Source organism: Sphingomonas sp. 22R3R2A-7, assembly GCF_036856055.1.
In the GTDB taxonomy this organism is placed as follows: Bacteria; Pseudomonadota; Alphaproteobacteria; order Sphingomonadales; family Sphingomonadaceae; genus Sphingomonas.
In genome coordinates, this window is sequence record NZ_JASPFR010000001.1 from 3838862 (window position 1) to 3863145 (window position 24284).

Below are 24284 nucleotides of genomic sequence, written 5' to 3' on the forward strand. Positions count from 1 at the left end.
TATCTTGTCTCATCCCCGCCGTCCCCAACGCCCGTCATCCCAGCGAACGCTGGGATCTCGTGCCTTTAGGTCCGTCCCCGTGGCGGGAGATCCCAGCGTTCGCTGGGATGACGGGTTGGGGCTGCACGGGGCGTAAGCGGAATACTTAAAGCCCCGCGCCCGCCAGCATCGCCGACGCGCCCTTCTCGGCCTCGTCGGCCAGCCCGCGGAACATGCCGAACAGCTCGCGGCCCATGCCGCTGACGGCGGGCGGCAAGGTCACCATCTCGCGCGTCGCCCACACGTCCGCATCGACCAGCGCTTCCAGCGTGCCGTTGATCGCATCGACGCGGATCATGTCGCCGTCGCGGATCAGCCCGATCGCGCCGTCGAGCAGTGCCTCGGGCGAGCAATGGATCGCGCACGGCACCTTGCCGCTCGCGCCCGACATGCGGCCATCGGTGACCAGCGCCACCTTGAAACCGCGATTCTGCAGCACGCCCAGCGGCGGGGTCAGCTTGTGCAGCTCGGGCATGCCGTTCGCGCGCGGTCCCTGGAAGCGGACGACGACGACGACATCCTTCTCCAGCTCGCCGCGCTTGAACGCCTCGATCACGTCGAGCTGGTCGTCGAACACCATTGCGGGCGCCTCGACGATCCAGCGATCGCGCTCGACCGCGGACACCTTGATGCAGGCGCGGCCGATATTGCCCGCGAGGATCCGCATGCCGCCATCCGCCGAGAAGGGCGCAGTCGCGGGGCGCAGGATCGTCTCGTCACCGCTGTCGGGCGTGTCGCGCCATTCGAGCGCACCGTCCGCGACCACGGCGGTCTTCGCATAGGCAGACAGGTCCTGCCCGCCGATCGTCATGATGTCGCCGTGGAGCAGGCCTTCGCCCAGCAGTTCGCGGATGACATAGGGCATGCCGCCCGCCGCCTCGAACGCGTTCACGTCGGCCGAACCGTTGGGATAGACGCGCGCGATCAGCGGCACCGCGGCGGAGAGGCGGTCGAAATCCTCCCAGTCGATCACGATCCCCGCCGCACGCGCGATCGCGGGAACGTGGAGCAGGTGGTTGGTCGACCCGCCGGTTGCGAGCAGGCCGACCGCCGCGTTGACGATCGCCTTTTCATCGACGCAGTGCCCGAGCGGGCGGTAATTGTCGCCGCGCGCGCCAATCTTCGCGAGCCGGTGAACCGCCGCGCGCGTCAGTTCCTGACGCAGCTTCGTGCCCGGATTGACGAACGCCGCGCCCGGCATGTGGAGGCCCATGACCTCCATCATCATCTGGTTGGTGTTGGCGGTGCCGTAGAAGGTGCAGGTGCCCTTCGAATGATAGGCGCCGATCTCCGCCTCGAGCAGCTCCTCGCGCCCGACCAGCCCCTCGGCGAACTTCTCGCGCACCGCCGCCTTGGCCTTGTTGGGCAATCCGGTCGGCATCGGCCCGCCCGGGATCAGCACCATCGGCAGATGCCCGAAGCGCAGCGCGCCCATCAGCAGCCCCGGCACGATCTTGTCGCAGATGCCGAGCAGCGCCGCACCCTCGAACGTGCCGTGGCTCAGCGCGATCGCCGTGCTCAGCGCGATCGTGTCGCGGCTGAACAGCGACAGCTCCATCCCCGGATAGCCCTGCGTCACGCCGTCGCACATCGCCGGCACGCCGCCCGCGACCTGCGCGGTGGCACCCGCCTCGCGCGCCCAGACCTTCATCAGCTCGGGGTAGCGATAGTAGACGGCGTGCGCCGACAGCATGTCGTTATACGCCGTCACGATGCCGATGTTCATGCCGGCATCGGCCTTCATCGCGTCGCGGTCCTCCTCTGTCCCGGCATAGGCGTGCGCGAGATTCGCGCAGCCCAGGCCCGGACGCCGGACCTGCGCTGCCGCCTCGCGCTCGATCAGCGCGAGATAGGCGGCGCGGCTGTCGCGCGAGCGGTCGATGATCCGGTCGGTGACCGCGGCGACGACGGCGTTGAGCATCTCAGGCGGCCCAGTGAACGTCGACGGGCAGCTCGACCTCGGCCAGCACGCGCCCAATCGGATATTTGGACGACGGGCCCTGTTCGATCGCCTGTTCGAGGACCTTCTTCTTTGCGTCGCCGGTGATCATGATCATCAATGCCTTGGACGATGCGATCGCTGCCGCCGACAGCGTCACGCGCGCAACCGGCGCCTCGGCTGGCAACGGATCGGGCGTGACACCCAGCGCACGTCGCTCCTTGGGTCCGCTCAGCGCCTCGTCATAATCGGGGCCGGGGAAGATCGACGCGGTATGGCCGTCTGTGCCCATGCCGAGAAGGCAGAAGTCGAGCGGCCAGTGCAGGTCCTGCATCAGCGCATCCGCCGAACGGCCCGCCGCCTTGTAGTCGGAGATTGCGTCGGGGACGATCGGCTTCACCCGCGCACCCTTGGGCAGGAAGATCTTGGCGAGCGCGGTGACGTTCGACAGCGGATCACCCAGCTTCACGATCCGCTCGTCGCCGGGGATGATCGTGACCTTCTTCCAGTCGAGCTTGGCCTGGGCGAGCTTCTCATACGCCGCCATCGGCGTCTTGCCGCCCGCCAGCGCGATCACCGCCGAGCCGCGCGCGTCGAGCGCACTCTCGATGACGAACTGGATGTCACCGGCAACGGCGTTGGCGAGTTCTTCGGAATCCTCGTAATCCCACCATTCGATCTCGGTCATATGTTCAAACTCACTCAGTAATTATTGTTCGTGCCCGACGGTACCGTTCGTGCCGAGTAGGGATCGAGCGAAGCCGAGAGCCCGTATCGAGGTACAATGCCACAAGCGGGCCAATCCCTCGATACGCCATCTCGACTTCGCTCGAAGGCTACTCGGGACGAACGGAAAAAAGCACCTTCAGTCGTCCTGCCAGGTCACGCCGTCGCGCTCGGTCAGCGCGATCGCGGCGGACGGGCCCCAGCTGCCCGACGGATAGCTTTTGGGCTTCATTCCGTTGGCTTTCCAGCCCTCGCGGATCGCATCGATCCACGTCCACTGCGCCTCGACCTCGTCGCGGCGCACGAACAGCGTCTGGTCGCCCTCGATCAGGTCGAGCAGCAGGCGTTCATAGGCGATACGCCGCCGCGTCCCTGCAAATTCCGCATCGAGGCTGAGGTTCAGCGGCACCTCGCGCAGGCGGACACCCTCGCGATCGAGACCCGGTTCCTTCGCCATCACGAGCAGCTGGACATATTCCTCGGGCTGGAGACGGATGATCAGCATGTTCGGCTGCAGCAGACCGCCGCGCCCCGCGAACATCGAATGCGGTACCGACTTGAACTGGATCGCGATCTCGCTGCGGCGGGCGGCCATGCGCTTGCCGGTGCGCAGATAGAAGGGAACGCCGCGCCACCGCCAATTGTCGACGTGCGCCTTGATTGCGACGAACGTCTCGGTGGTCGACGCCTCGCCGAGCTCGTCGGCATAGCTTTTCACGAACTTCCCGTTCACCGCGCCTTCGCCATATTGGCCGGTGACGGTCACGTGCGGCACCTCCTCGGGCTTGATGAGGCGGAGCGAGCGGAACACCTTCGACTTCTCGTCGCGGACGTCGGTACCCTCGAACCGCGCGGGCGGCTCCATGGCGATGAGCGCGAGCAGCTGGAGGATATGGTTCTGGACCATGTCGCGCAGCGCGCCCGCGCTTTCATAATAGCCGGCACGTTCCTCGAGGCCCACGGTTTCGGAGATCGTGATCTGGACGTTGTCGATCCCCTGCGCGTTCCAGACGGGCTCGAAGAACGAATTGCCGAACCGCAGCGCAAGGATGTTCTGGACGGTTTCCTTGCCGAGATAATGATCGATCCGGTAGGTTCGGTCCTCGGGGAAGGCCCGGGCGACCGCGTCGTTGATTTCGCGGCTGGTGTCGAGATCGTAGCCGAGCGGCTTTTCGAGACCGACGCGCACCGTCTCGCCAGCAAGCCCGACCTTGTGCAGGCCTTCGATCGCCGATTCGAACAGCGAGGGTGCGGTCGAGAGATAGATCGCAAGACCGCCGGAAATGTCGCCGATCTTGTCCGCGAGCGGCTGGAACGCGGCGGGATCGGACAGGTCGGTCGGCTGGTAATGGATGCGCTCGAGGAACGACGCGATCGCGGTCTCGTCCTTGCGATCGTCCGACAGGAACTCGCCGAGCGCCTTTTCGGCGAACGCGCGGTACTGCGTATCGTCATATTCGTGGCGCGCGGCACCGGTGATCGTCAGCTCCTCGGGCAACAGCCCGTCGGCGTGAAGGCCATAAAGCGACGGCAGCAGCATGCGCTGCGCGAGATCGCCGGTGGCGCCGAACAGGAGCAGCTTGGCTACGGGATTACGATGCATGGAAGCTCCTGAACTGCCCGGTCAGAAGACCAGGCCGGCGACCGGGTCGACCCCGGCCATGATGTTGAGGTTCTGGACTGCGGCGCCGCCGGCACCCTTGCCCAGATTGTCGAGCGTCGCGACCAGCCGCGCATGGCCGACCGCGTCGTTCCCGCACACCCTCAGCGTAAGCCGATCGGTGCCGGCATTCTCCTCGATCTCGACCGCGCCAGCGTCACCGGCGGCGATGTTGACGAGCGTCGATCCCTCGAACGCGGCGCGCAGGACGTCCTCGATCGCCGCGAGCGAGGGGCGGCCGGGCAGGGCATGCAGGTGCAGCGGCACCTCGACCACCATGCCGCGATACGCGTTGGCGACCGCGGGTGCAAAGATCGGGGCATGCGTCAGCCCGGCGTGCTGCGTCATCTCGGCGATGTGCTTGTGCGCGAGGCCGAGTGCATAGGCGCGGAACGCGGTCGTCGGGCCATCAGCCTCGAACTCGGCGATCATCGACTTGCCGCCACCCGAATAGCCCGACGCGGCATTGATGCTCAGCGGCAGATCCGCGGGGATCAGCCCGGCGGCAACCAGAGGCGCGACCAGCGCGAGGAAACCGGTCGGGTAGCAGCCTGGATTGGCGACGCGCGCGGCGTTCGCGATCCGCTCCGCCTGTCCCGGAAGTTCCGGAAAGCCATAGGTCCAGCCCGGCGCGACGCGATGCGCGCTCGACGCATCGATCACGCGCGTGCGCGGGTTGTCGATCAACGCCACGGCTTCGCGCGCGGCATCGTCGGGCAGGCAGAGGATGACGAAATCGGCGTCGTTCAGCGCCTGACGACGGGCTTCTGGATCCTTGCGGCGTTTTTCGGGCAGCAATGCGATTGTCAGATCGGTGCGACCCGCCAACCGGTCGCGAATTTCGAGCCCGGTGGTACCAACCGCGCCGTCAATGAAGACCGTCGCGCTCATGCCGCCACCGCCGCTGGCGCTGCCTGATCGATCGCATCGAGATCGACATAGCCGACCAGCCCGCTTGGCCGCGCAACGCCCCAGGCAGACTTGCCCGCGATCTCGAGCACTTCGAGCGTGTCGCCGCTGTTGAGCGTTGCCATTGGTGTGCTGTCGTCGTCGCGCGCGCTGCGCAACGTCACCGGGCGTGCAACGGTACGCGGCATGGGAACGGCGTAATGCGGCGCGAAAACCAACTCGGCGAGGCGGATGTCGGCGATGTCGCGACGTACCGCGTGCGTCCGCGGGTCGAGCTCGACCGACCGCCCCGTCAGCGCAAAGCTCTGCCGGGGCGAATCAACGGCGTCCCGGCGCGGCGAGACGGTGTCAGGCTTATGCTGCGTGGGGCTGGGCGTCGTTATCGCCAATGAATTGCCCGAATTCTTCAAGAAACACTGCCCCTTCGCTGGTCCGTGCGACAAAGATGTTGCGCTTGTCGCTATCGTCGCGTTGCCGGCGCAGATAGCCGAGGGCACCCAACCTGTTCAAGGCGCGCGTTACGACGGGCTTCGATACGTTCAGTGCACGCGCCAGACCGCGCACGGTATGCGGGCCGGGTTTGAGGTAGACGAGCAGGAGGAGCGCCATCTGGCGATTGGTCAGATCAGGTTCACCCGACCGGACATAATCAACCAAAGCCGTCATCCAGGTTGATAGGGTATTGACTGCCATTGATGCCACAGCGTTGATCCGCCATCTGAATATTAAGCACGATGCTCATCCAAGAGCGTCATTACGGTGTCACAACGCCCGCCCTCGCGGCTTGTTTCCGTGGTTTCGGGCCTAGGGCGCGATAAGCGGAGCCCGGGTTGCGGTTGATCGTTGCCGCTGACTCGCCTATGTGCGCGCCTTCGCAAAAGTTCCGGGGTTTTCCGCGCAATGTTCGCCTTTCTGCTTGTCATCCACGCGATCATCGCGGCGGCCCTCGTCACCGTGATCCTCATGCAGCGCTCGGAAGGCGGCGGTCTGGGCATGGGCGGCAGCCCGGCGGGGCTGATGTCGGCCCGTGGCGCGGCGGATTTCCTGACGCGCGCGACCGGCGTCCTCGCGACGATGTTCGTGCTCTTCTCGATCCTGCTCGCGGTGCTTGCCGCGAATCACCGCACCAGCGAGATCGATACCTCGCTGGCACGCACGCCAGCCGCAGCGGCCACCGCGGTCCCGACCGCGCAGCCCAAGGGCGACGCCGCGCCGTTCGCCGGTGGTGCCGAGAATGCGGGCGTCGCTGCGCCGGCCCCGGCCGACAACGGCGCCGTCCCGCTAGCCAACTAAACACTCCATTCGCCGACAAAAGGCCCCTGCGTGATCCGCGGGGCTCTTGTCGTTCGTCCCCAACACACGCTACGAGACTCTTCCCATGGCTCGGTACATTTTCATCACCGGGGGCGTGGTATCGTCGCTCGGTAAAGGTCTCATGGCGGCATCGCTTGCCGCCCTCCTCCAGGCACGCGGTTACAGCGTCAGGATCCGGAAGTTCGATCCGTATCTGAACGTCGATCCCGGCACGATGTCGCCCTATCAGCACGGCGAGGTCTACGTGACCGACGACGGCGCCGAGACGGATCTCGACCTCGGTCACTATGAACGCTTCACCGGCGTGCCCTCGCGCCAGTCGGACAACGTCACATCGGGGCGCATCTACCAGCAGATCATCGCGCGCGAACGCCGCGGCGATTATCTCGGCGCGACGGTTCAGGTCATCCCGCACGTCACCGACGCGATCAAGGCGTTCGCGCGCGCCGAGACCGACGATGTCGACTTCGTGCTCTGCGAGATCGGCGGCACCGTCGGCGACATCGAATCGCTCCCCTTCATCGAGGCGATTCGCCAGCTGAAGAACGAGGAAGGCCGCGGCAAGGCGATCAGCATCCACGTGACGCTGGTCCCCTACATCGCCGCCGCGGGCGAGTTGAAGACTAAGCCGACGCAGCATTCGGTCCGCGAGTTGGCCGCGCTCGGCGTCCAGCCCGACGTGCTCGTGTGCCGCTGCGAGCACCCGCTGCCGCCGTCGGAGCGCGCCAAGATCGCGCTGTTCTGCAACGTCCCCGCCAGCGCGGTCATCCCCGCGCTCGACGCGAAGAGCATCTACGGCGTGCCGCTCCAGTATCACGGCGAGGGCCTCGACATCGAAGTGCTCCGTGCGTTCGGGATCGAGCCTGCCGAGGCACCCGATCTGTCGCGCTGGACCGAGATCATGGACCGGCTGACCAATCCGCAGGGCGAAGTCACGATCGGCGTGGTCGGCAAATATGTCGGCCTGCAGGACGCGTACAAGTCGCTCAACGAGGCACTGGTCCACGGCGGAATCGCGAACCGCGTCAAGGTCAACGTCCGCTGGATCGACGCCGAACTGTTCGAGAATGCCGAGAGCGACATCGCCGGCCAGCTCGAGCCGTGCGACGCGATCCTCGTCCCCGGCGCATTCGGCGAGCGTGGTGCCGAGGGCAAGATCGCCTCGGTCAAGTTCGCGCGTGAGCGCAAGATCCCGTATTTCGGGATCTGCTTCGGGATGCAGATGGCGTGCGTCGAGGGCGCGCGCGACCTGAGCGGCGTGCCCAACGCCTCGTCGACCGAATTCGGCCCGACCGACGAGCCCGTGGTCGGCATGATCACCGAATGGATGGGCCGCGAGGGGCTCGAGACGCGCGCGGCGGAGGGCGATCTCGGCGGCACGATGCGGCTCGGTGCCTATGACGCCAAGCTTGCGGGCAACAGCGTCGTCGCGTCGATCTATGGCGGCACCGAGATTTCGGAACGCCACCGCCATCGCTACGAGGTCAACACCGGGTACAAGGAAGCGCTCGAGCGCGGCGGCCTCGTCTTCTCGGGCATGTCGCCCGACGGAACGCTTCCGGAAATCGTCGAGCGGCCCGACCACCCCTGGTTCGTCGGCGTCCAGTTCCACCCGGAACTGAAGAGCAAGCCCTTCGACCCGCATCCGCTGTTCGCCAGCTTCATCGAAGCCGCCGTGAAGCAGAGCCGCCTGGTCTGAACCGCAGTGGGCGCCCCCAAAGGGCGCCCACGAACGCGAAGTATTGATCACGCGAAGGCGCAAAGGCGCGGAGGGACCCAAATCCAGGCGCCACCCTCGTAAGATCCCAAAATCTTCGCGCCTTTGCGCCTCCGCGCGAACTTTTCTACGCTCCGAACCCCAGACACAAAAAGGGCGCCCGGACCGAAGTGTCCGGACGCCCAACAACCAGAAGCAACGTCGTTCAGGCGGCCTGATCGATCACCGCCGTATCCGTGCTCGCGTCGACCGCAGCCAGCGGCGCGCCGGTCTTGATCGCAATGCTCTTGGGCTTCATCGCCTCGGGCACCTCGCGGACCAGATCGATCACCAGCAGGCCGTCTGCAAGCCGCGCATCGTGCACCAGAACGAAGTCGGCAAGCTCGAAGCGCCGCTCGAACGAGCGGTTGGCGATGCCGACATGGAGCAACTGTCCCTCGGGCGCCTTTTCTTCCTTCTTGCCCGACACCAGCAGCAGGTTTTGCTGCGCGGTGATCGCGATCTCGTCGCGCGCGAAACCCGCGACCGCGAGCGTGATCCGATAGCGGTCCTGCGCGATGCGTTCGAGATTGAACGGGGGGTAATTGTCGGACGACGCGGCGCGCGCGTTCGTCTCGATCATGTCGAACAGCCGGTCGAAACCAACGGTCGAGCGGCGATAGGGGGTAAGGTCGAGTCGCATGGTCAAATCCTCGTCTTGAGCAATCCAACAAAAGCCCATGTCCGCCTGTGCGCGACCTGGGCGCGCAGCCCGTCTGGCACTGCGCGGTGCAGATCTGGGATCGCGTCCGGATCCGTCAAGAGGGCGAAATCCCCGCGACCAGGGGAAAATTATCCGCGTCGATAGGCACGCTTTCCCGGGGCCAAGCCAAATCGCGTTGAACGCCCATCGGATTGGTGGAGTTTAACGGGGACGGCTCAGGGGAAATCACGGAATGTCGATAACATTAGCGTTTCTACTCGCGGCGCAGGCGGCCGTGCCCGTCCAACCCGCGCCCGACCCGGCCCAGTCCGCACCCGCCCAGCCCGCACCCGCCCCGTCCACACCCACCGACGCGGCGGGGCAGTCGCGTGACTCCGCCCGCGAGACCGGACGGCTCGGCACCGCGCAGCAGGGCGGGGGGACATCGTCGTCACCGCGCGTCGTCGCGCCGAGACGATCCAGAGCGTCCCCATCGCGATCTCGGTCATTGGCGGGCAGGCGATCGCCGACACCGGCGCGTACAACGTCAACCGCATCACGCAGCTCCAGCCAACGCTGCAATTCTATTCGACCAACCCGCGCAACTCGGCCGCCAACATCCGCGGCCTCGGTGCGCCGTTCGGGCTGACCAACGACGGGATCGAGCAGGGCGTCGGCATCTATGTCGACCAGGTCTATTACAGCCGCATCGCCTCGGCGACGTTCGACTTCACCGATACCGAGCGGATCGAGATCCTGCGTGGCCCGCAAGGCACGTTGTACGGCAAGAACACCACCGCGGGCGCGATCAACATCTATACGCGCAAGCCCAGTTTCACCCCGAGGCGCGGATCGAACTGACTGCGGGCAATCTACAGTTCGTCCAGGCAAAGGCATCGGTGTCGGGGCCGCTGGTCGACGACAGGCTTGCAATCCGGCTCTCGTCGTCGATCACGCGCCGCAACGGGACGATCGAGAACGTCCGCACGGGCAAGGACGTCAACGCGCAGGATAACCAGAGCCTGCGTGGGCAGCTCTACTGGCATGCGACGGGCAATCTCGATCTGACGCTGTCGGGTGACTACAACCACCAGGATCCCGATTGCTGCGCGCAAATCTTCGCGCGCGTCGGCAAGACGCAGCGGCCGACCGCGCGTCAGTACGACGCGCTCGCGTCCGCGTTCGGCTATGCGCCGCCATCGCGCGACGCGTTCGACCGCGTCACCGATCTCGATACCCCGCTGCGTGCCCGGCAGGAACTGGGCGGCGCCTCGCTGCTCGCCGAATGGGATCTGGGTGCGGTGTCGCTGACGTCCGTTTCCGCGTGGCGGTCTCTGGGACTGGAAGCCATCGAACGACCGCGACTTCATCGGCCTGCCGATTACCACCGTGTCGGCGAACCCGTCGCAGCAGGAACAGGTCAGCCAGGAGCTTCGCCTGTCGTCCAACGGCCGCAACACCGTCGATTACGTCGCGGGGCTGTTCTACTTCCACCAGACGATCGATACGCAGGGATTGCAGGTCCAGGGCCCCGCCGCGAGCCGCTATCTGCTCAACCCGACCAGCGCGAACGCGTCGAACCCCGCGGTGCTCAACGGGCTTACCTCGGTGAACACGATTGGGTTCGAGAACACGTCGGCCGCGGGATTCGGCAAGCTGACGTGGCACGTCACCGACAAGCTGTCCTTCGCACCCGGCGTCCGCGTCAATTATGACAAGAAGACGGGCTCCTACGTATCGGTCGTGACGACCGGCGCGGGCGCGGTGCTGAATTGCTCGACCGCGGCGCAGGGGGCGAGTTCGGTCGTCCGCGACCAGTGCGGCACGCTCGCGCCACAGGTCTACACCCCCGATTTCGACGACTGGAACGTGTCGGGCGATGCGACGCTCGCCTATGATCTCGCGCAGGATATTCACGCCTATGCGACCTATGCACGCAGCTACAAATCGGGCGGCATCAACCTGTCGGGGCTCCCGCTCGACGGTGCGAACAACCCGATCCTCGCCTCGGCGACGGTCAAGCCTGAGACCGTCAACCATTATGAGCTGGGGCTGAAGACGCAGTTTCTCGATCGTCGCGTGACGCTCAACCTCGCGGGCTTCTGGACCGAGATCAACGATTACCAGGCGACCGTCACCAACGGGCAGCTGGGGGTGCTTCGCGGTTATCTGGCGAATGCGGGCAAGGTCCGGACGCGCGGGTTCGAATTCGACTCGGCGTTCCGCCCGACCTCGCGGTTCAACGTCTATGCCAACGGTGCCTATACCGACGCCAAATATGTCCGCTTCGTCGATGCGCCGTGTCCGCCCGAGCTCTCCGGCGGGTCGGCACCGACCGCGACCAGCCCTGCGGCGCCTGCGGGCACCGGCACCGTCAGCCCGTCCAACTGCAACATCTCGGGCCAGCGGCTGCCCGGCATCTCGAAATGGGCGTTTTCGTACGGGGCGGAATATGACCTGCCGGCCCGGATCGGCGACCTCGATGGTCAGGTCTATCTTGGCTATGACGGGAGCTATCGCTCGACCTTCTCCTCCAACCCGTCGCCCTCCGCCTATACCAACATCAAGGGCTATGCGCTCAGCAACTTCCGCCTCGGCTTCCGTGGCGAGGACCGGCTGAACGTATTCGCCTGGGTCCGCAACGCGTTCGGCAAGGACTATTACGAGCTCCTCGCGCTACAGTCGGGCAGCACGGGGCTGATCGTCGGCCAGCCGGGCGATCCGCGCACTTACGGCGTCACGGTATCGCGGTCGTTCTGATGCGGTTCAGCAAGGATATGCAAAGGAATCCCCTCTAAGGGGGGCGCCGGGCGGGAAGTGAGATCCGGAAGCTCCCGCTTTCCGCCCGGCAACTGATCTACGATGATGAAGTACAGCCCAAGTCCAGAACTGTCCCGGACAAGCAAACGCCCGGACCGTTGCCGATCCGGGCGCCTGCGTGACGATCGCTCGTCAGCCCCCATTTTTTCGCTTCCGCTCAGCACCTTGGGTGCGGCGTAGAAGCATTCCCCGAACCACGGCCGTTGCCTGTGTCTCAGCGAGGTTTTTGCTAAATACTTACAGGGGGTTTGTCACCCTGTTTGCGGGCGGCACCACACGATTGGATCGGTGCTGTGTCGAATCCGCAACAGACCAATCTAGCCATGCGCGCTCAGGGGCTGAGCGGACAGCGGGGAGGGCGGAGTGGTTGCCTAGCGCCGGGCCGCGTCCTAGAGCCGCAGGACTGTCTTTTCTAACGATCGAACCCCCGCACCCATGATCCTGTCACGCTATGAACGGATGATCGCCCGGCGCTATCTGCTGCCGGGCAAGGGCGAGGCGTTCATCTTCCTCGTCGCCTCGATCAGCCTCGTCGCCGTCATGCTCGGCGTCGCCGCGCTCGTCATCGTGATGAGCGTGATGAACGGCTTCCGTGCCGAGCTGTTCGACAAGATCGTCGGGCTCAACGGCCATGCGGTGGTGCAGCCGCTCGGTGGCCGGATGCCCGACTGGCGCGAGATCGTCGCACAGGCGCGCGCCACCCCCGGCGTCACCAGCGCGGTGCCGCTGATCGAACAGCCGCTCGCCGCCACCTATAACGGCCGTGCGGAGGCGGTGCTCGTCCGCGGCATGCGCGTCGACGACATCCGCCGCAACTCGACGATCCAGGACAAGGTGCTGATGGGGTCGCTCCAGTCGATCACGCAAGGGGCCGGCCGGATCGCGATCGGCTCGCGGCTCGCCGAGTCGCTCGGCGCGCAGGTCGGCTCGGACATCTCGCTGTTCAGCCCGCAGGGCCAGACCACGCCATTCGGCACCGTCCCCCGCATCGTCAGCTACAAGGTCGGCGCGATCTTCGAGATCGGCGTCTACGACTATGACAAGGCGTACATCATCATGCCGATCGAGGATGCGCAGACGCTCCTCCTGATGGGCGACGCCGCGGGCATGGTCGAGCTGAAGACCGTCAATGCGGACAAGGTCGGCGAGATCCTGAAGCCGCTCGCCGAGAAGATCGGCGGCCGTGCGGTCATCCAGGACTGGCGGACGATGAACGCGCAGCTGTTCGAGGCCTTGGCGGTCGAGCGCGTCGCGATGTTCACCGTGCTCTCGATCATCATCCTCGTCGCGGTGTTCAACATCCTGTCCTCGCTGATCATGCTGGTCCGCGCCAAGACGCGCGACATCGCGATCCTGCGGACGATGGGCGCGACGCGCGGCGGGCTGATGCGGATCTTCATCGTCGTCGGCACGACGATCGGCGCGCTCGGCACGCTCGCCGGGCTCGGGCTCGGCTTCGTCTTCCTGTTCTACCGGCAGGGCGTCGTGAACTTCGTCCAGCTCGTCACCGGCCAGAATCTCTGGGATCCCTCGATCCGCTATCTGACCGAACTCCCGTCGAAGACCGATCCGGTCGAGATCATCGTGATCGCGCTGATGGCGCTGATCTTCAGCTTCCTCGCCACGCTCTATCCGGCCTGGAAGGCGGCGAGTACCGACCCCGTGCAGGTGCTGCGTTATGAATAATGGCCTTCCGATCGAGCGGCGCAGCGCGCAGGCGTACGACTATGTCCTGCAGACCAGCGGTCTGACCAAAAGCTTCACGCAGGGCGGCGCGACGATCGACGTGCTGCGCGGCATCGACCTCGGAATCGCACCGGGCGAGATCGTCGCGCTGCTCGGCCCCTCGGGCTCGGGTAAGTCGACGCTGCTCCAGGCGGTCGGGCTGCTGGAAGGTGGGTTTCAGGGATCGATCAAGATCGCCGGCACCGAGGCGTCGAAGCTCAACGCGCACGAGCGCACCGTGGTACGCCGCGACAGCCTCGGCTTCGTCTATCAGTTCCATCACCTCCTCCCCGATTTCAACGCGACCGAGAATGTCGTCCTGCCACAGCTCGTCCACGGCGCGACGCGCGCACAGGCGGATGCGCGCGCGGCCGAACTCCTGACCCAGCTCGGGCTCGGCCACCGCCTCACGCACCGCCCCAGCCAGCTCTCGGGCGGCGAGCAGCAGCGCGTCGCGGTCGCCCGCGCGCTCGCTAACAAGCCCGCGCTCGTGCTGGCGGACGAGCCGACCGGCAATCTCGACGAGCATACCGCCGACATCGTCTTTGCCGAATTCGTCCGGCTGGTCCGCGAACAGGGCACAGCGGCGCTGGTCGCGACCCACAACGAACGGCTCGCCGCGCGGATGGACCGCGTGTTCCGGCTGCACGAGGGCCGGCTGGCTTGAGCTGGGACGCGACACCGACGCTCGTCGGGCGTCACGTCACGCTCCGCCCGCTGGTCGCGGCGGACAAGGACGCGCTGGTCGTCGCCGCGTCTGCGGATAATCTCTGGGACCTGTTCTACGCCAATGTCGCGCTGATGAAGGCCCCCGACCGCTGGCTCGCGGCGGCGTTCGAGCAGCAGGATTTTGGCCGCGCGCGGGTCTTCGCGGTGGTGGTGGACGGCATCGTCCGCGGCAGCACCCGCTTCATGCGGATGAGCGCGGCGAACCGGCGGCTCGAGATCGGCGGCACCTTCTACGCCACCGCGGTCCAGCGCACCGGCGTTAATACCGAGGCGAAGCGGATGCTGCTGACCCACGCCTTCGCCACCCTCGGCTGCGAATGCGTCCAGATCCGCACCGACAGCCTCAACAAGCGCTCACAGGCCGCGATCGAGCGGCTTGGCGCGAAACGCGACGGCGTGCTGCGCGGGCATCAGGTGATGGCCGACGGCCGCTTGCGCGATACCGTCGTGTACAGCATCCTGCGCCACGAATGGCCGGGCGTCCGTCAGAACCTGACCTATCTGCTCGCCCGACACGAGGACCGCGTATGACCATCACCGACTTCACCGTGAAGACCGCCAACGGCACCCCCGCGTCGCTCGCGGCCTATGCCGGCAAGGTGCTGCTGATCGTCAACACCGCCTCCAAATGCGGCTTCACCCCGCAATATGAGGGGCTCGAGGCGCTCCACCGCGACTATGCCGACCGCGGGTTCGAGGTGCTGGGGTTTCCATGCAACCAGTTCGGCGGGCAGGAGCCGGGCGACGCGGCGGAGATCGCGAACTTCTGTTCGCTGACCTACGACGTGACGTTTCCGGTGTTCGCGAAGGTGGACGTCAACGGTGGGGAGGCGGATCCGCTGTTCGAGCGGCTGAAGGCGGATGCGCCGGGTGTGCTCGGGTCGAAGGCGATCAAGTGGAACTTTACCAAGTTCCTCGTCGACCGGGAGGGCAAGGTGGTCGATCGGTACGCCCCCACCACCAAACCCGCCGACATCCGCAGCGACATCGAAAAACTGCTCTAGCGCCCCCTTACTACCACCCCGGCGAAGGCCGGGGCCCAATAGGAAAGGTCGCAGTAACGAAGCGCAACCTCCGTCGCCACCGGCTCCCAATTGGGCCCCGGCCTTCGCCGGGGTGGTAAATGTGGGGAGCACCCGCACCACAAGGATGTTCCCCCGCGAAGGCGGGGGTCCAGACTGGGCTCCCGCCTTTGCGGGAGAACACTTCTAAAACGAAACCGTGGCCGCGCCCGTCTCGCGCGCCAGCGCCAACGCACCGCCCGACCCACACCCCCGTCATCCTGACGAAAGTCAGGATCCAGAACCACGCAGTTTGCCGCCCGCGGCTCTGGATCCTGGGTCGAGCCCAGGATGACGGTCGAAGCTCCGCGGAGGCGCCTCCGTCGTCGCCGTCCACACCGCCCGCCTCAACTCATCGCGTCCTGGCCCGGCTTCTCCCCCAACGCGACTGGTCGAATCACGCCGCAACGCCTACCTCTCACCCATGCATTCCGGTTACGTCCCGCTCCGCGTCTTTTCCTGTTACACCATGCTCGACGGCGCCATCGATCCGAAGGCGATCGCCAAGCAGGCGCGCGCGCTGGGCTTTCCCGCGGCGGCGCTGACCGACCGCAACGGGCTGTACGCCGCGATGGCTTATTCGGACGCCGCGAAGAAGGACGGCGTCCAGCCGATCATCGGCGTGATGCTCGGGCTCGGCCGGCCCGACATGCCCGACGGCGTCGCCACGCCGTTCGACTGGATCGCGCTCTACGCGCAGAACACGACCGGCTACGACAACCTCTGTGCGCTCGTCTCGATGGCGCATCTCGACCGCCCGATCGAGATGCCCGCGCATGTCGATTTCGCCGCGCTCGAACGCCACACCGACGGGCTGATCGCGCTGACCGCGGGCGGCGAGGGCGGTCTTGCGCGGCTGTTCGCGGAGGGCCAGCCCGACCGCGCCCGCGCCTATCTCGACCGCCTCCAGCACCTGTTCGGCGACCGCCTCTACATCGAGCTCTCACGCCGCGGCGACGCGACCGAGATCGCCGCCGAGGAAGCGCTGATCGACATCGCGTACGAGCGCAACCTGCCGCTGGTCGCGACCAACCCGTGCTGCTTCACCGAGAGCGCGTTCGGCGACGCGCACGACGCCATGCTCTGCATCGCGCATTCGACCTATGTCGAGACCGAGGACCGCATCCGCAGCTGCCCCGAAGCGTGGATGAAGCCCGCGCCGGTGATGCACGAGATGTTCGCCGACCTGCCCGAGGCGATCGCCAACACGCTGGTCGTCGCGCAGCGCTGCGCGGTGATGGCGCCGTACCGCAAGCCGATCCTCCCCAGCCTCGCCGGCGATATCGAGGGCGAGGCGAAACTGCTCCGCGACGATGCCGAGGCCGGGCTCGAAAAGCGTCTGGCACGCATCACCGAGCTCCACGGAGAGGCCGAGGACGGCTGGCGCGACGTCTATCGCGCGCGCCTCGCGTTCGAGGTCGACGTGATCGTCCAGATGGGCTTTCCCGGCTACTTCCTGATCGTCGCCGATTTCATCAAATGGGCGAAGGATCACGATATTCCGGTCGGCCCGGGCCGTGGGTCTGGCGCAGGCTCGGTCGTCGCCTGGGCGCTGACGATCACCGATCTCGATCCGATCAAGCTGGGGCTGCTGTTCGAGCGCTTCCTGAACCCGGAGCGCGTGTCGATGCCCGATTTCGACATCGATTTCTGCGAAACCCGCCGCGTGGAGGTGATCCGCTACGTCCAGGAGAAATACGGCCGCGACCAGGTCGCGCAGATCATCACCTTCGGTAAGCTGAAGGCGCGCGCGGTGCTCAAGGATACCGGCCGCGTGCTGCAGATGAGCTATGGCCAGATCGACCGGCTGGCAAAGCTCGTCCCTAACCACCCGACCGATCCCTGGACGCTCGAGCGCGCGCTGAACGGCGTCGGCGAGCTCGCCAAGGAATATGCCAACGACAATGGCGTGCGAAAGCTGCTCGATCTGGCGATGAAGCTGGAGGGGCTGCCGCGCCACTCGTCGACGCACGCGGCCGGCGTGGTGATCGGCGACCGGCCGCTCGCGCAGCTCGTGCCGCTCTACCGCGATCCGCGTTCCGACATGCCCGTCACGCAGTTCGACATGAAATATGTCGAGGGCGCCGGCCTCGTGAAGTTCGATTTTCTCGGGCTCAAGACGCTGTCGGTGCTGCAGAAGGGCGTGCAATTGCTCGCCAAACGCGGCGTCAAGGTCGATCTCGACGCGCTCGAATGGGATGACGCGGGCGTCTACGCGCTGCTCCAGAAGGGCGACACGGTCGGCGTGTTCCAGCTCGAATCGGAGGGCATGCGCCGCACGCTGTCCGCGGTTCGCCCGTCGAACTTCGGCGACATCATCGCGCTCGTGTCGCTGTACCGACCGGGCCCGATGGACAATATCCCGTCGTTCGGCAGGCGTAAGAACGGCACCGAGACGATCGAATATCCGCACCCCGCGCTCGAGACGATCCTGTCGGAGACCTACGGGATCTTCGTCTACCAGGAACAGGTCATGCAGGCCGCGCAGATCCTCGCGGGCTTCTCGCTCGGCGGCGCCGATCTGCTGCGCCGCGCGATGGGCAAGAAGATCAAGGCCGAGATGGACGCGCAGCGCGCGATCTTCGTCGAGGGCTGCGCCAAGGTGAACGCCATCCCGAAGGCGAAGGCCAACGAGCTGTTCGACTTGATCGACAAGTTCGCAGGGTACGGCTTCAACAAGAGCCACGCCGCCGCCTATGCGTTGCTCGCCTACCAGACCGCGTGGCTGAAGGCGCATTACCCGCACGAATTCTTCGCCGCCTCGATGTGCTACGACCTGCACCAGACCGACAAGCTGGCGATCTTCACCGACGACATGCGCCGCCTCGGGATCACGTCGCTGCCGCCGTGCATCAATGCGAGCCAGGCCGAGTTCGACGTCGAGCCGCATGAGGACGGGCTCGCCGTCCGCTATGCGCTCGGTGCGCTCAAGAGCGTCGGCGAAGGCGCGATGGAGAAGCTCGTCGTCGAGCGCGTCGAGAACGGTCCGTTCGCCGGGCTCGACCAGCTCGCCAAGCGCGTAGACCCGCGCCTGCTCAACAAGCGCCAGCTCGAGACGCTCGCCGCCGCGGGTGCGTTCGACCTCGTTCGAGCCCAACCGCGCAGGGATCCACGCGACCGCCGAGACGATCCTCGCGATCGCCGCGCGGACGCACGAACAGAAGACCAGCGGGCAGGGCGGGCTGTTCGGCGATGCCGAACCCGCCGGCGACGCGATCAAGCTGCCGCCGTCGGTGCGCTGGACGCTCAGCCAGCGGATGGACCAGGAGAAGGAGGCGTTCGGCTTCTATTTCTCCGCGCACCCGGTCGATCGCCACCGCCACATCGCCAACAGCCACGGCGCGCGCGCCTATACCGCGCTGTCCGAGCTCAACATCCCCGACGACGGCAGCCGCGCGGGCGCGACGATGGCGGTGCTGGTCGAGGACGCGCGCTACCGCACGTCCGCGCGCGGCAAGCGCTTCATGATGGCGCAGTGCTCGGATGCGAGCGGCCAGTTCATGGCGACGTGCTTCGACGAGCAGGTCTCGAAGGATCTCGAGGAAGCCGCCAAGGCCGGCGGTTGCGGGCTCATCACCGTCGAGCTCGATCGCAAGCCCGGCGAGGACACGCCGCGAGTCAGCATCAAGCGGATCCAGCCGTTCGAGGGGCTCGCCAACCTGGCCCGGTTCCAGGTGGTGGTGACGATCTCGGACATGGCCGCGTTCGCCGGGCTCGCGTCATTGCTCGCTGACCATCGCGGCGCGCGCGGCGAGGTGCGCGTCCGCGCGCCGCTCCCCGATGGCGAGGTCTGTATCCTGCTCGGTCGCGACTTCCTGCTCGACGGCGAACTTGCAGAGCACATCGAGTCGTTGCACGGTGTGACCAAGGTGGAGCTGAAGACCTCTGAAACGAGGCTCGCTCTGGTCGGATAACAGCTTGGGAGAGCGAGAATGCTGGGTGGAATGCAGGATTTCGAGCTTCGCGTCCCCCGGCTGATCGACCACGCTGCGCGCGAACATGGGGCGCGGGAACTCGTCAGCTACTGGGCCGACGGTCGCGAGACGCGCACGAGCTGGTCGGGCATTTCGCGCGACGCGCGCAAGCTCGCGCAGGCGCTCGAAAAGCTCGGTGTCGCGGCCGGTGACCGCGTCGCGACGCTCGCGATGAACCACGCGCATCACCTCATCGCCTGGTACGGGACGATCGGGATGGGCGGCGTGATCCACACGATCAACCCGCGGCTGTTCGACGAACAGCTCGTCTACATCGCCAACCACGCCGAAGACCGCGTGATGCTCTACGACAAGGCATTCCAGCCGCTCGTCGACCGGCTGCGCGGGCAGTGGACCAGCGTCCGCCATTATATCTGCTTCGACGATCTCGGGCCCGACGGCTTCCAGGCACTGCTCGACGCCGAGGATGGCGATTACGACTGGGTCGAAGGGCCCGAGCGCGATCCGTGCATGCTCTGCTACACCAGCGGCACCACCGGCAATCCAAAGGGCGTGCTCTACACGCACCGCTCGACGATGATCCACGCGATGGCGGAGGTCGCGCCCTGGGTGTTCGATCTCTCGCCGAGCGCGGTCGTACTGCCGGTCGTGCCGATGTTCCACGCCGCCGCCTGGGGGCTGCCGTTCGCCTGCGCGCTGTCGGGGGCGAAGTTCGTCTATTCGGCGGTCAACGACCCCGCGGTGCTGTGCCGGCTGATGAACCAGGAGCGCGTGACGCACTCCGCCGGCGTACCGACCGTCTGGCTCGCGATGTTCGGCCATATGGATGCGACCGGCGAGGCGCCCGAGCATTTGAAGCTGGTGACGATCGGCGGCTCGGCGGCGCCGCGTGCGATGATCGACCGGATCATGCGGATGGGCGCCGATGTGAAGCACCTCTGGGGCATGACCGAGACCTCGCCGATCGGCACCGCGGGCTTCGCGCCGCCGCACTGGGACGATATGAGCCACGACGAGAAGCTCGATCTCGTCGGCAAGCAGGGCAGCGTGCCGTTCGGGATCGAACTGCGCATCGTCGACGACGCGGGGACCGTCCTCCCGCGCGACGGGTCGATCGCGGGCAAGCTCCAGGTCCGCGGGCCGTGGGTGGTGCAACGCTATTTCGGCGCCGACGAGGATGCGGTCGATGCGGCGGGCTGGTTCGACACCGGCGACGTCGCGATGCTCCACGCCGACGGGACGATGCAGATCACCGATCGCTCGAAGGACGTCATCAAGTCCGGTGGCGAATGGATCAGCTCGGTCGATCTCGAAAACGCTGCGGTCGGCTGTCCCGGCGTCGCGGAGGCGGCGGCGATCGGCGTGTATCATCCCAAATGGGACGAACGCCCGCTGCTGATCGTCGTCCGCAAACCCGGCAGCGAGGTTACCGATCAGGCGATCCTCGACCACCTCGCGAAACACGTCGCCAAATGGTGGCTGCCCGACGCGATCGTCTTCGTCGACGAGCTGCCGCACACCGCGACGGGCAAACTGCTCAAGACCGCGCTCCGTGACCGCTTCAAGGATTTCGCGCTGGCGGCGTAATCGAACCGGGTCGATCCGGCGCGTTTGCGGCATGCGGAAACGCGCGGTTCCTATCCTTGCGGACACGACGACGCTTGTCTCTGCGTTCTTGCCTCAAACCGAGCGCGGCGTGCGCTTGGCCTTCCGGATACGCGGCTCGACCAGCATGTCCGCCGCCTTCTTGATCTCCTGGCGGAGCTCGTCACGCTTCTCGTGGATCGACGCGATCACCGGGCCCATCGCCACGCCAAGATCGACCAGCACTGCCTCGGCCAGCTGGAGCGAACTCTCCAGCGTCTCGGGCACCGCATCGGTCACGCCGGCGCGGTAGAGTTCGGCGGCATGTGCGGTATCACGCGCGCGCGCCACGATCGGCAGGTCCGGCGCCAACGCGCGCACCCGCCTGGCAAGCCGCACCGTCAGCACCGGATCATCCATCGTCAGGATCAGCGCCTTCGCGGTCTGCAGCTTCAGCCGGTCGACCAGTTCCGCGCGCGAAACGTCGCCGAACAGCACCGGGTGCCCTTGCCGCCGCGCGGCCTCGACCGAATCGATATCCGCCTCGACCGCGACATATTTCTGCCCGTGCACGGCGAGCATGTCCGCCACCATCCTGCCGACGCGACCAAAGCCGATCACGACCGTCCCGGGGCCGTCGTCGTCGATCTCGATGTCGCCCGTGTCCGCGACTGCCCGGCTTTCCAGCTGGCGCGAGACGGTGCGGCCGAGCTTGGCGAGCAACGGCGTGATCGTCAGGCCGATCGCGGTGACGGTCTGCCAGAACGACGCGGTCGAGGGCATGATCAACTGCGCCTGCGCGGCGGTAGCGAGCACGATCAGCGTCGTCTCGGACGGGCTGCCCATCAACAGGCCCGTTTCCGCCGCCACCCCGCGCCGCGAATTGGCGACGCGCAGGAACAGGAACGTCACGACCGCCTTGACCGCGACCACGCCCGTCACCGCGAGCAGCAGCGACGGCCAGTTCTGCGCGATCAGCCGGAGGTCGAGGCTCATCCCGACCGAGATCAGGAACACGCCAAGCGCGAGGCCCTTGAACGGCGCGGTGATGACCTCGACCTCGCTGTGATATTCGGTCTCGGCGATGAGCAGCCCGGCGAGCAGCGCACCGACGATCGGCGACAGCCCGGCGGCGGTGGTCGCGACGCTGGCGACGATGACGACCAGCAGCGATGCCGCGAGGAACAGTTCGGGGCTCTTGGTCCGCGCAGCCTGGCCAAACAGCCGCGGCAGGACGACACGGCCGCCGACATACATCGCGACGACGGTCAGCCCGCCGCGCAGGGCGACCCCGGCGATATCCACCCAGCCATCGTCGCTCGCGGTCGGTGCGAGCGCGCCCAGCACGAAGATGATCGGGACGAGCGCCAGGTCCTCGAACAACAGCATCGCGAACGCGCCGCGCCCGACCGCGCCGGTGGTGCCGACCAGCGGCAGGACCAGCGCGGTAGACGAGAGTGCGAGCGCAAACCCCAGCCCGATCGCGCCGGCCCATCCCTGGCCGATGAAATGCAGCGCGACGCCGATGATCAGCGCGGAGCCGATCAGCTCGGCCGCGCCCGTGCCGAACACCAGCCGCTTCATCGACCATAGCCGCTTGAACGAGAGTTCGAGGCCGATCGAGAATAGCAGCAGGATGATACCGAACTCGGCGAACGGTTCGATCGATTCGGGGTTCGAGATGGTGAGGTAATAAAGCCACGGCGCGATGCCGGTAAGCGCACCAAGCCCGGCGGGGCCGACCAGCAATCCGACCAGGATGAAGCCGATGACCGGGCTGACCTTGAATCGCGCGAATGCGGGGATCACCAGCCCGGCGGCGCCGAGAATGACGAGCGCGTCGCTGAAACTTTGGTTGTCGAGCCGTAATGCCATGCCTGCAACCTTAGGGGAGGCGTGGCGGAATTGTCACCCGTGGTGTTGCATCGTCCTCAGACTCCTCCGTCATACTGACGAAGGTCAGGATCCAGGGTCACACAGCGCTGCGGTTTTGGCTCTGGGTCCTGACTTTCGTCAGGATGACGGGAGGGGGACGGTATCCAAAGAAAACCCCGCTCCCGTCATTGGGGAGCGGGGGAATCCAGTTACGCCCAGTTGGCCATTTCGGCTTCGAGGTTCGAGCGGACCTGCTCGAAGAACTGCTCGGTCGTCATCCACGGCTGGTCGGGCCCGATCAGGATCGCGAGATCCTTGGTCATGTGGCCGTCCTCGACCGTCTTGATGCAGACGCGCTCGAGCGTCTCGGCGAACTTCGTGACGTCGGGCGTGTCGTCGAACTTGCCGCGATACTTGAGGCCACCGGTCCATGCGAAGATCGACGCGATCGGGTTGGTCGAGGTCGCCTTGCCCTGCTCATGCATGCGGAAGTGACGCGTGACGGTGCCGTGTGCGGCTTCCGCCTCGACGGTCTTGCCGTCCGGGGTCAGCAGGATCGAGGTCATGAGACCCAGCGAGCCGAACCCTTGCGCGACCTGGTCCGACTGGACGTCGCCGTCATAGTTCTTGCACGCCCAGACGAACTCGCCGTTCCACTTCAGCGCCGACGCGACCATGTCGTCGATCAGGCGATGCTCGTAGACGATGCCCGCTTCCTTGAACTTGTCCTTGAATTCGCTCTCGAAAACCTCGGCGAAGAGGTCCTTGAAGCGGCCGTCATAGGCCTTCAGGATCGTGTTCTTGGTCGACAGGTACACCGGCCATTTCAGGTTCAGGCCGTAATGCATCGACGCGCGTGCGAAGTCGCGGATCGAGTCGTCGAGATTGTACATCGCCATCGCGACGCCCGCCGACGGGAACTGGAACACTTCGCGGTCGATCGTCGCGCCGTCATCGCCTTCGAACACCAGGCGCAGCTTGCCGGGGCCCGGGACGAGGAAATCGGTCGCGCGATACTGGTCGCCGAACGCATGGCGGCCGACGACGATCGGGTGGGTCCAGCCCGGGATCAGGCGGGGGACGTTCTTGATCACGATCGGCTCGCGGAAGATCGTCCCGCCCAGGATGTTGCGGATCGTGCCGTTCGGCGACTTCCACATCTTCTTCAGGCCGAATTCGGTCACGCGCTGCTCGTCGGGCGTGATCGTCGCGCACTTGACCGCGACGCCGTGCTTCTGCGTGGCGAGCGCGCTGTCGATCGTCACCTGGTCGTTGGTCGCGTCGCGATGCTCGACGCCGAGATCGTAATAATCGAGCTGGATGTCGAGATACGGCTTGATCAGGCGCTCGCGGATCCATTCCCAGATGATCCGGGTCATCTCGTCGCCGTCGATCTCCACGATCGGATTCTTAACCTTGATCTTCGCCATTTTCGGTCCTTCGGGGGAGGGGTTGGACGAGCGTCTAGGGGAGCCGACGGCGTCGATCAACCGCCCGGCCGGGCAATTGACGACAGCGTTGATCGCGGGCCCGTTCAGGTTCGGCGTTGTATCGCGCGTTCAGCACGGA

16 protein-coding genes and 2 pseudogenes are annotated in these 24284 nt (G+C 66.2%); 9 read left to right on the top strand and 9 right to left on the bottom strand.

The window, feature by feature from the left end; genetic code table 11:
• Window positions 1-145 precede the first annotated feature (145 nt).
• The 6 genes from edd to QP165_RS18510 all read right to left on the bottom strand — a co-directional run bounded on the left by edd (window position 146) and on the right by QP165_RS18510 (window position 5939).
• Window positions 146-1960 carry a phosphogluconate dehydratase gene (edd, locus tag QP165_RS18485; protein WP_333996744.1) on the bottom strand — a complete coding sequence of 605 codons (1815 nt, stop codon included), beginning with the start codon at window positions 1958-1960 and terminating at the stop codon, window positions 146-148.
• 1 nt (window position 1961) lies between these two features.
• Window positions 1962-2666: a 6-phosphogluconolactonase gene (gene pgl, locus QP165_RS18490; protein WP_333996745.1), complete on the bottom strand. Its 705-nt coding sequence runs from the start codon at window positions 2664-2666 to the stop codon at window positions 1962-1964.
• A 177-nt stretch (window positions 2667-2843) separates the two neighbouring features.
• On the bottom strand, window positions 2844-4307 hold the full coding sequence (gene zwf, locus QP165_RS18495) for a glucose-6-phosphate dehydrogenase (RefSeq protein WP_333996746.1): 1464 nt from the start codon (window positions 4305-4307) through the stop codon (window positions 2844-2846).
• 21 nt (window positions 4308-4328) lie between these two features.
• Window positions 4329-5255: an N-acetyl-gamma-glutamyl-phosphate reductase gene (gene argC, locus QP165_RS18500; protein ID WP_333996747.1), complete on the bottom strand. Its 927-nt coding sequence runs from the start codon at window positions 5253-5255 to the stop codon at window positions 4329-4331.
• Window positions 5252-5662, bottom strand: a complete 411-nt coding sequence (locus tag QP165_RS18505) for an SH3 domain-containing protein (RefSeq protein ID WP_333996748.1) — start codon at window positions 5660-5662, stop codon at window positions 5252-5254. The genes argC and QP165_RS18505 overlap by 4 nt, the downstream gene beginning before the upstream one ends.
• A complete protein-coding gene (locus QP165_RS18510) occupies window positions 5628-5939 on the bottom strand; it encodes a MarR family transcriptional regulator (RefSeq protein WP_056021912.1) in 312 nt (103 codons plus the stop codon). Before QP165_RS18510 ends, QP165_RS18505 begins: the two co-directional genes overlap by 35 nt.
• A 234-nt stretch (window positions 5940-6173) precedes the next feature.
• Here QP165_RS18510 and secG point away from each other — a divergent pair, with 234 nt between their 5' ends.
• Both secG and QP165_RS18520 read left to right on the top strand, forming a co-directional pair.
• On the top strand, window positions 6174-6566 hold the full coding sequence (gene secG, locus QP165_RS18515; RefSeq protein ID WP_056021915.1) for a preprotein translocase subunit SecG: 393 nt from the start codon (window positions 6174-6176) through the stop codon (window positions 6564-6566).
• A gap of 85 nt (window positions 6567-6651) precedes the next feature.
• Entirely contained in the window at window positions 6652-8286 is a 1635-nt protein-coding gene (locus tag QP165_RS18520; RefSeq protein ID WP_056021917.1) for a CTP synthase, read from the top strand.
• 223 nt (window positions 8287-8509) lie between these two features.
• On the opposite strand, the gene QP165_RS18525 is transcribed toward QP165_RS18520, so the two are convergent.
• Window positions 8510-8986 (bottom strand): Hsp20 family protein, encoded by a 477-nt coding sequence (locus tag QP165_RS18525; RefSeq protein ID WP_333996749.1) that lies wholly within the window; start codon window positions 8984-8986, stop codon window positions 8510-8512.
• Between the two features lie 253 nt (window positions 8987-9239).
• On the opposite strand from QP165_RS18525, the pseudogene QP165_RS18530 reads away from it, so the two are divergent.
• From QP165_RS18530 to QP165_RS18560, 7 genes and pseudogenes are all read left to right on the top strand, one after another.
• Window positions 9240-11746 (top strand): annotated as a pseudogene (locus QP165_RS18530) (TonB-dependent receptor).
• A 495-nt stretch (window positions 11747-12241) separates the two neighbouring features.
• Window positions 12242-13492, top strand: coding sequence for a lipoprotein-releasing ABC transporter permease subunit (locus tag QP165_RS18535; RefSeq protein WP_333996750.1), 1251 nt, complete (start codon window positions 12242-12244; stop codon window positions 13490-13492).
• Entirely contained in the window at window positions 13485-14198 is a 714-nt protein-coding gene (locus tag QP165_RS18540; RefSeq protein WP_042467156.1) for an ABC transporter ATP-binding protein, read from the top strand. Before QP165_RS18535 ends, QP165_RS18540 begins: the two co-directional genes overlap by 8 nt.
• Entirely contained in the window at window positions 14195-14791 is a 597-nt protein-coding gene (locus QP165_RS18545) for a GNAT family N-acetyltransferase (protein ID WP_333996751.1), read from the top strand. The genes QP165_RS18540 and QP165_RS18545 overlap by 4 nt, the downstream gene beginning before the upstream one ends.
• Window positions 14788-15264: a glutathione peroxidase gene (locus tag QP165_RS18550; RefSeq protein ID WP_333996752.1), complete on the top strand. Its 477-nt coding sequence runs from the start codon at window positions 14788-14790 to the stop codon at window positions 15262-15264. Before QP165_RS18545 ends, QP165_RS18550 begins: the two co-directional genes overlap by 4 nt.
• Window positions 15265-15745: 481 nt before the next feature.
• A pseudogene (gene dnaE, locus QP165_RS18555) lies at window positions 15746-19235 on the top strand (DNA polymerase III subunit alpha).
• Between the two features lie 18 nt (window positions 19236-19253).
• Entirely contained in the window at window positions 19254-20843 is a 1590-nt protein-coding gene (locus tag QP165_RS18560; RefSeq protein ID WP_333996753.1) for a long-chain fatty acid--CoA ligase, read from the top strand.
• 93 nt (window positions 20844-20936) lie between these two features.
• Here QP165_RS18560 and QP165_RS18565 read toward each other — a convergent pair whose 3' ends face one another.
• Together QP165_RS18565 and QP165_RS18570 are read right to left on the bottom strand one after the other, a co-directional pair.
• Entirely contained in the window at window positions 20937-22715 is a 1779-nt protein-coding gene (locus tag QP165_RS18565; protein ID WP_333996754.1) for a cation:proton antiporter domain-containing protein, read from the bottom strand.
• 209 nt (window positions 22716-22924) lie between these two features.
• Complete coding sequence (locus tag QP165_RS18570; RefSeq protein WP_333996755.1) at window positions 22925-24145, bottom strand: NADP-dependent isocitrate dehydrogenase; 1221 nt, start codon at window positions 24143-24145, stop codon at window positions 22925-22927.
• Window positions 24146-24284 lie beyond the last annotated feature (139 nt).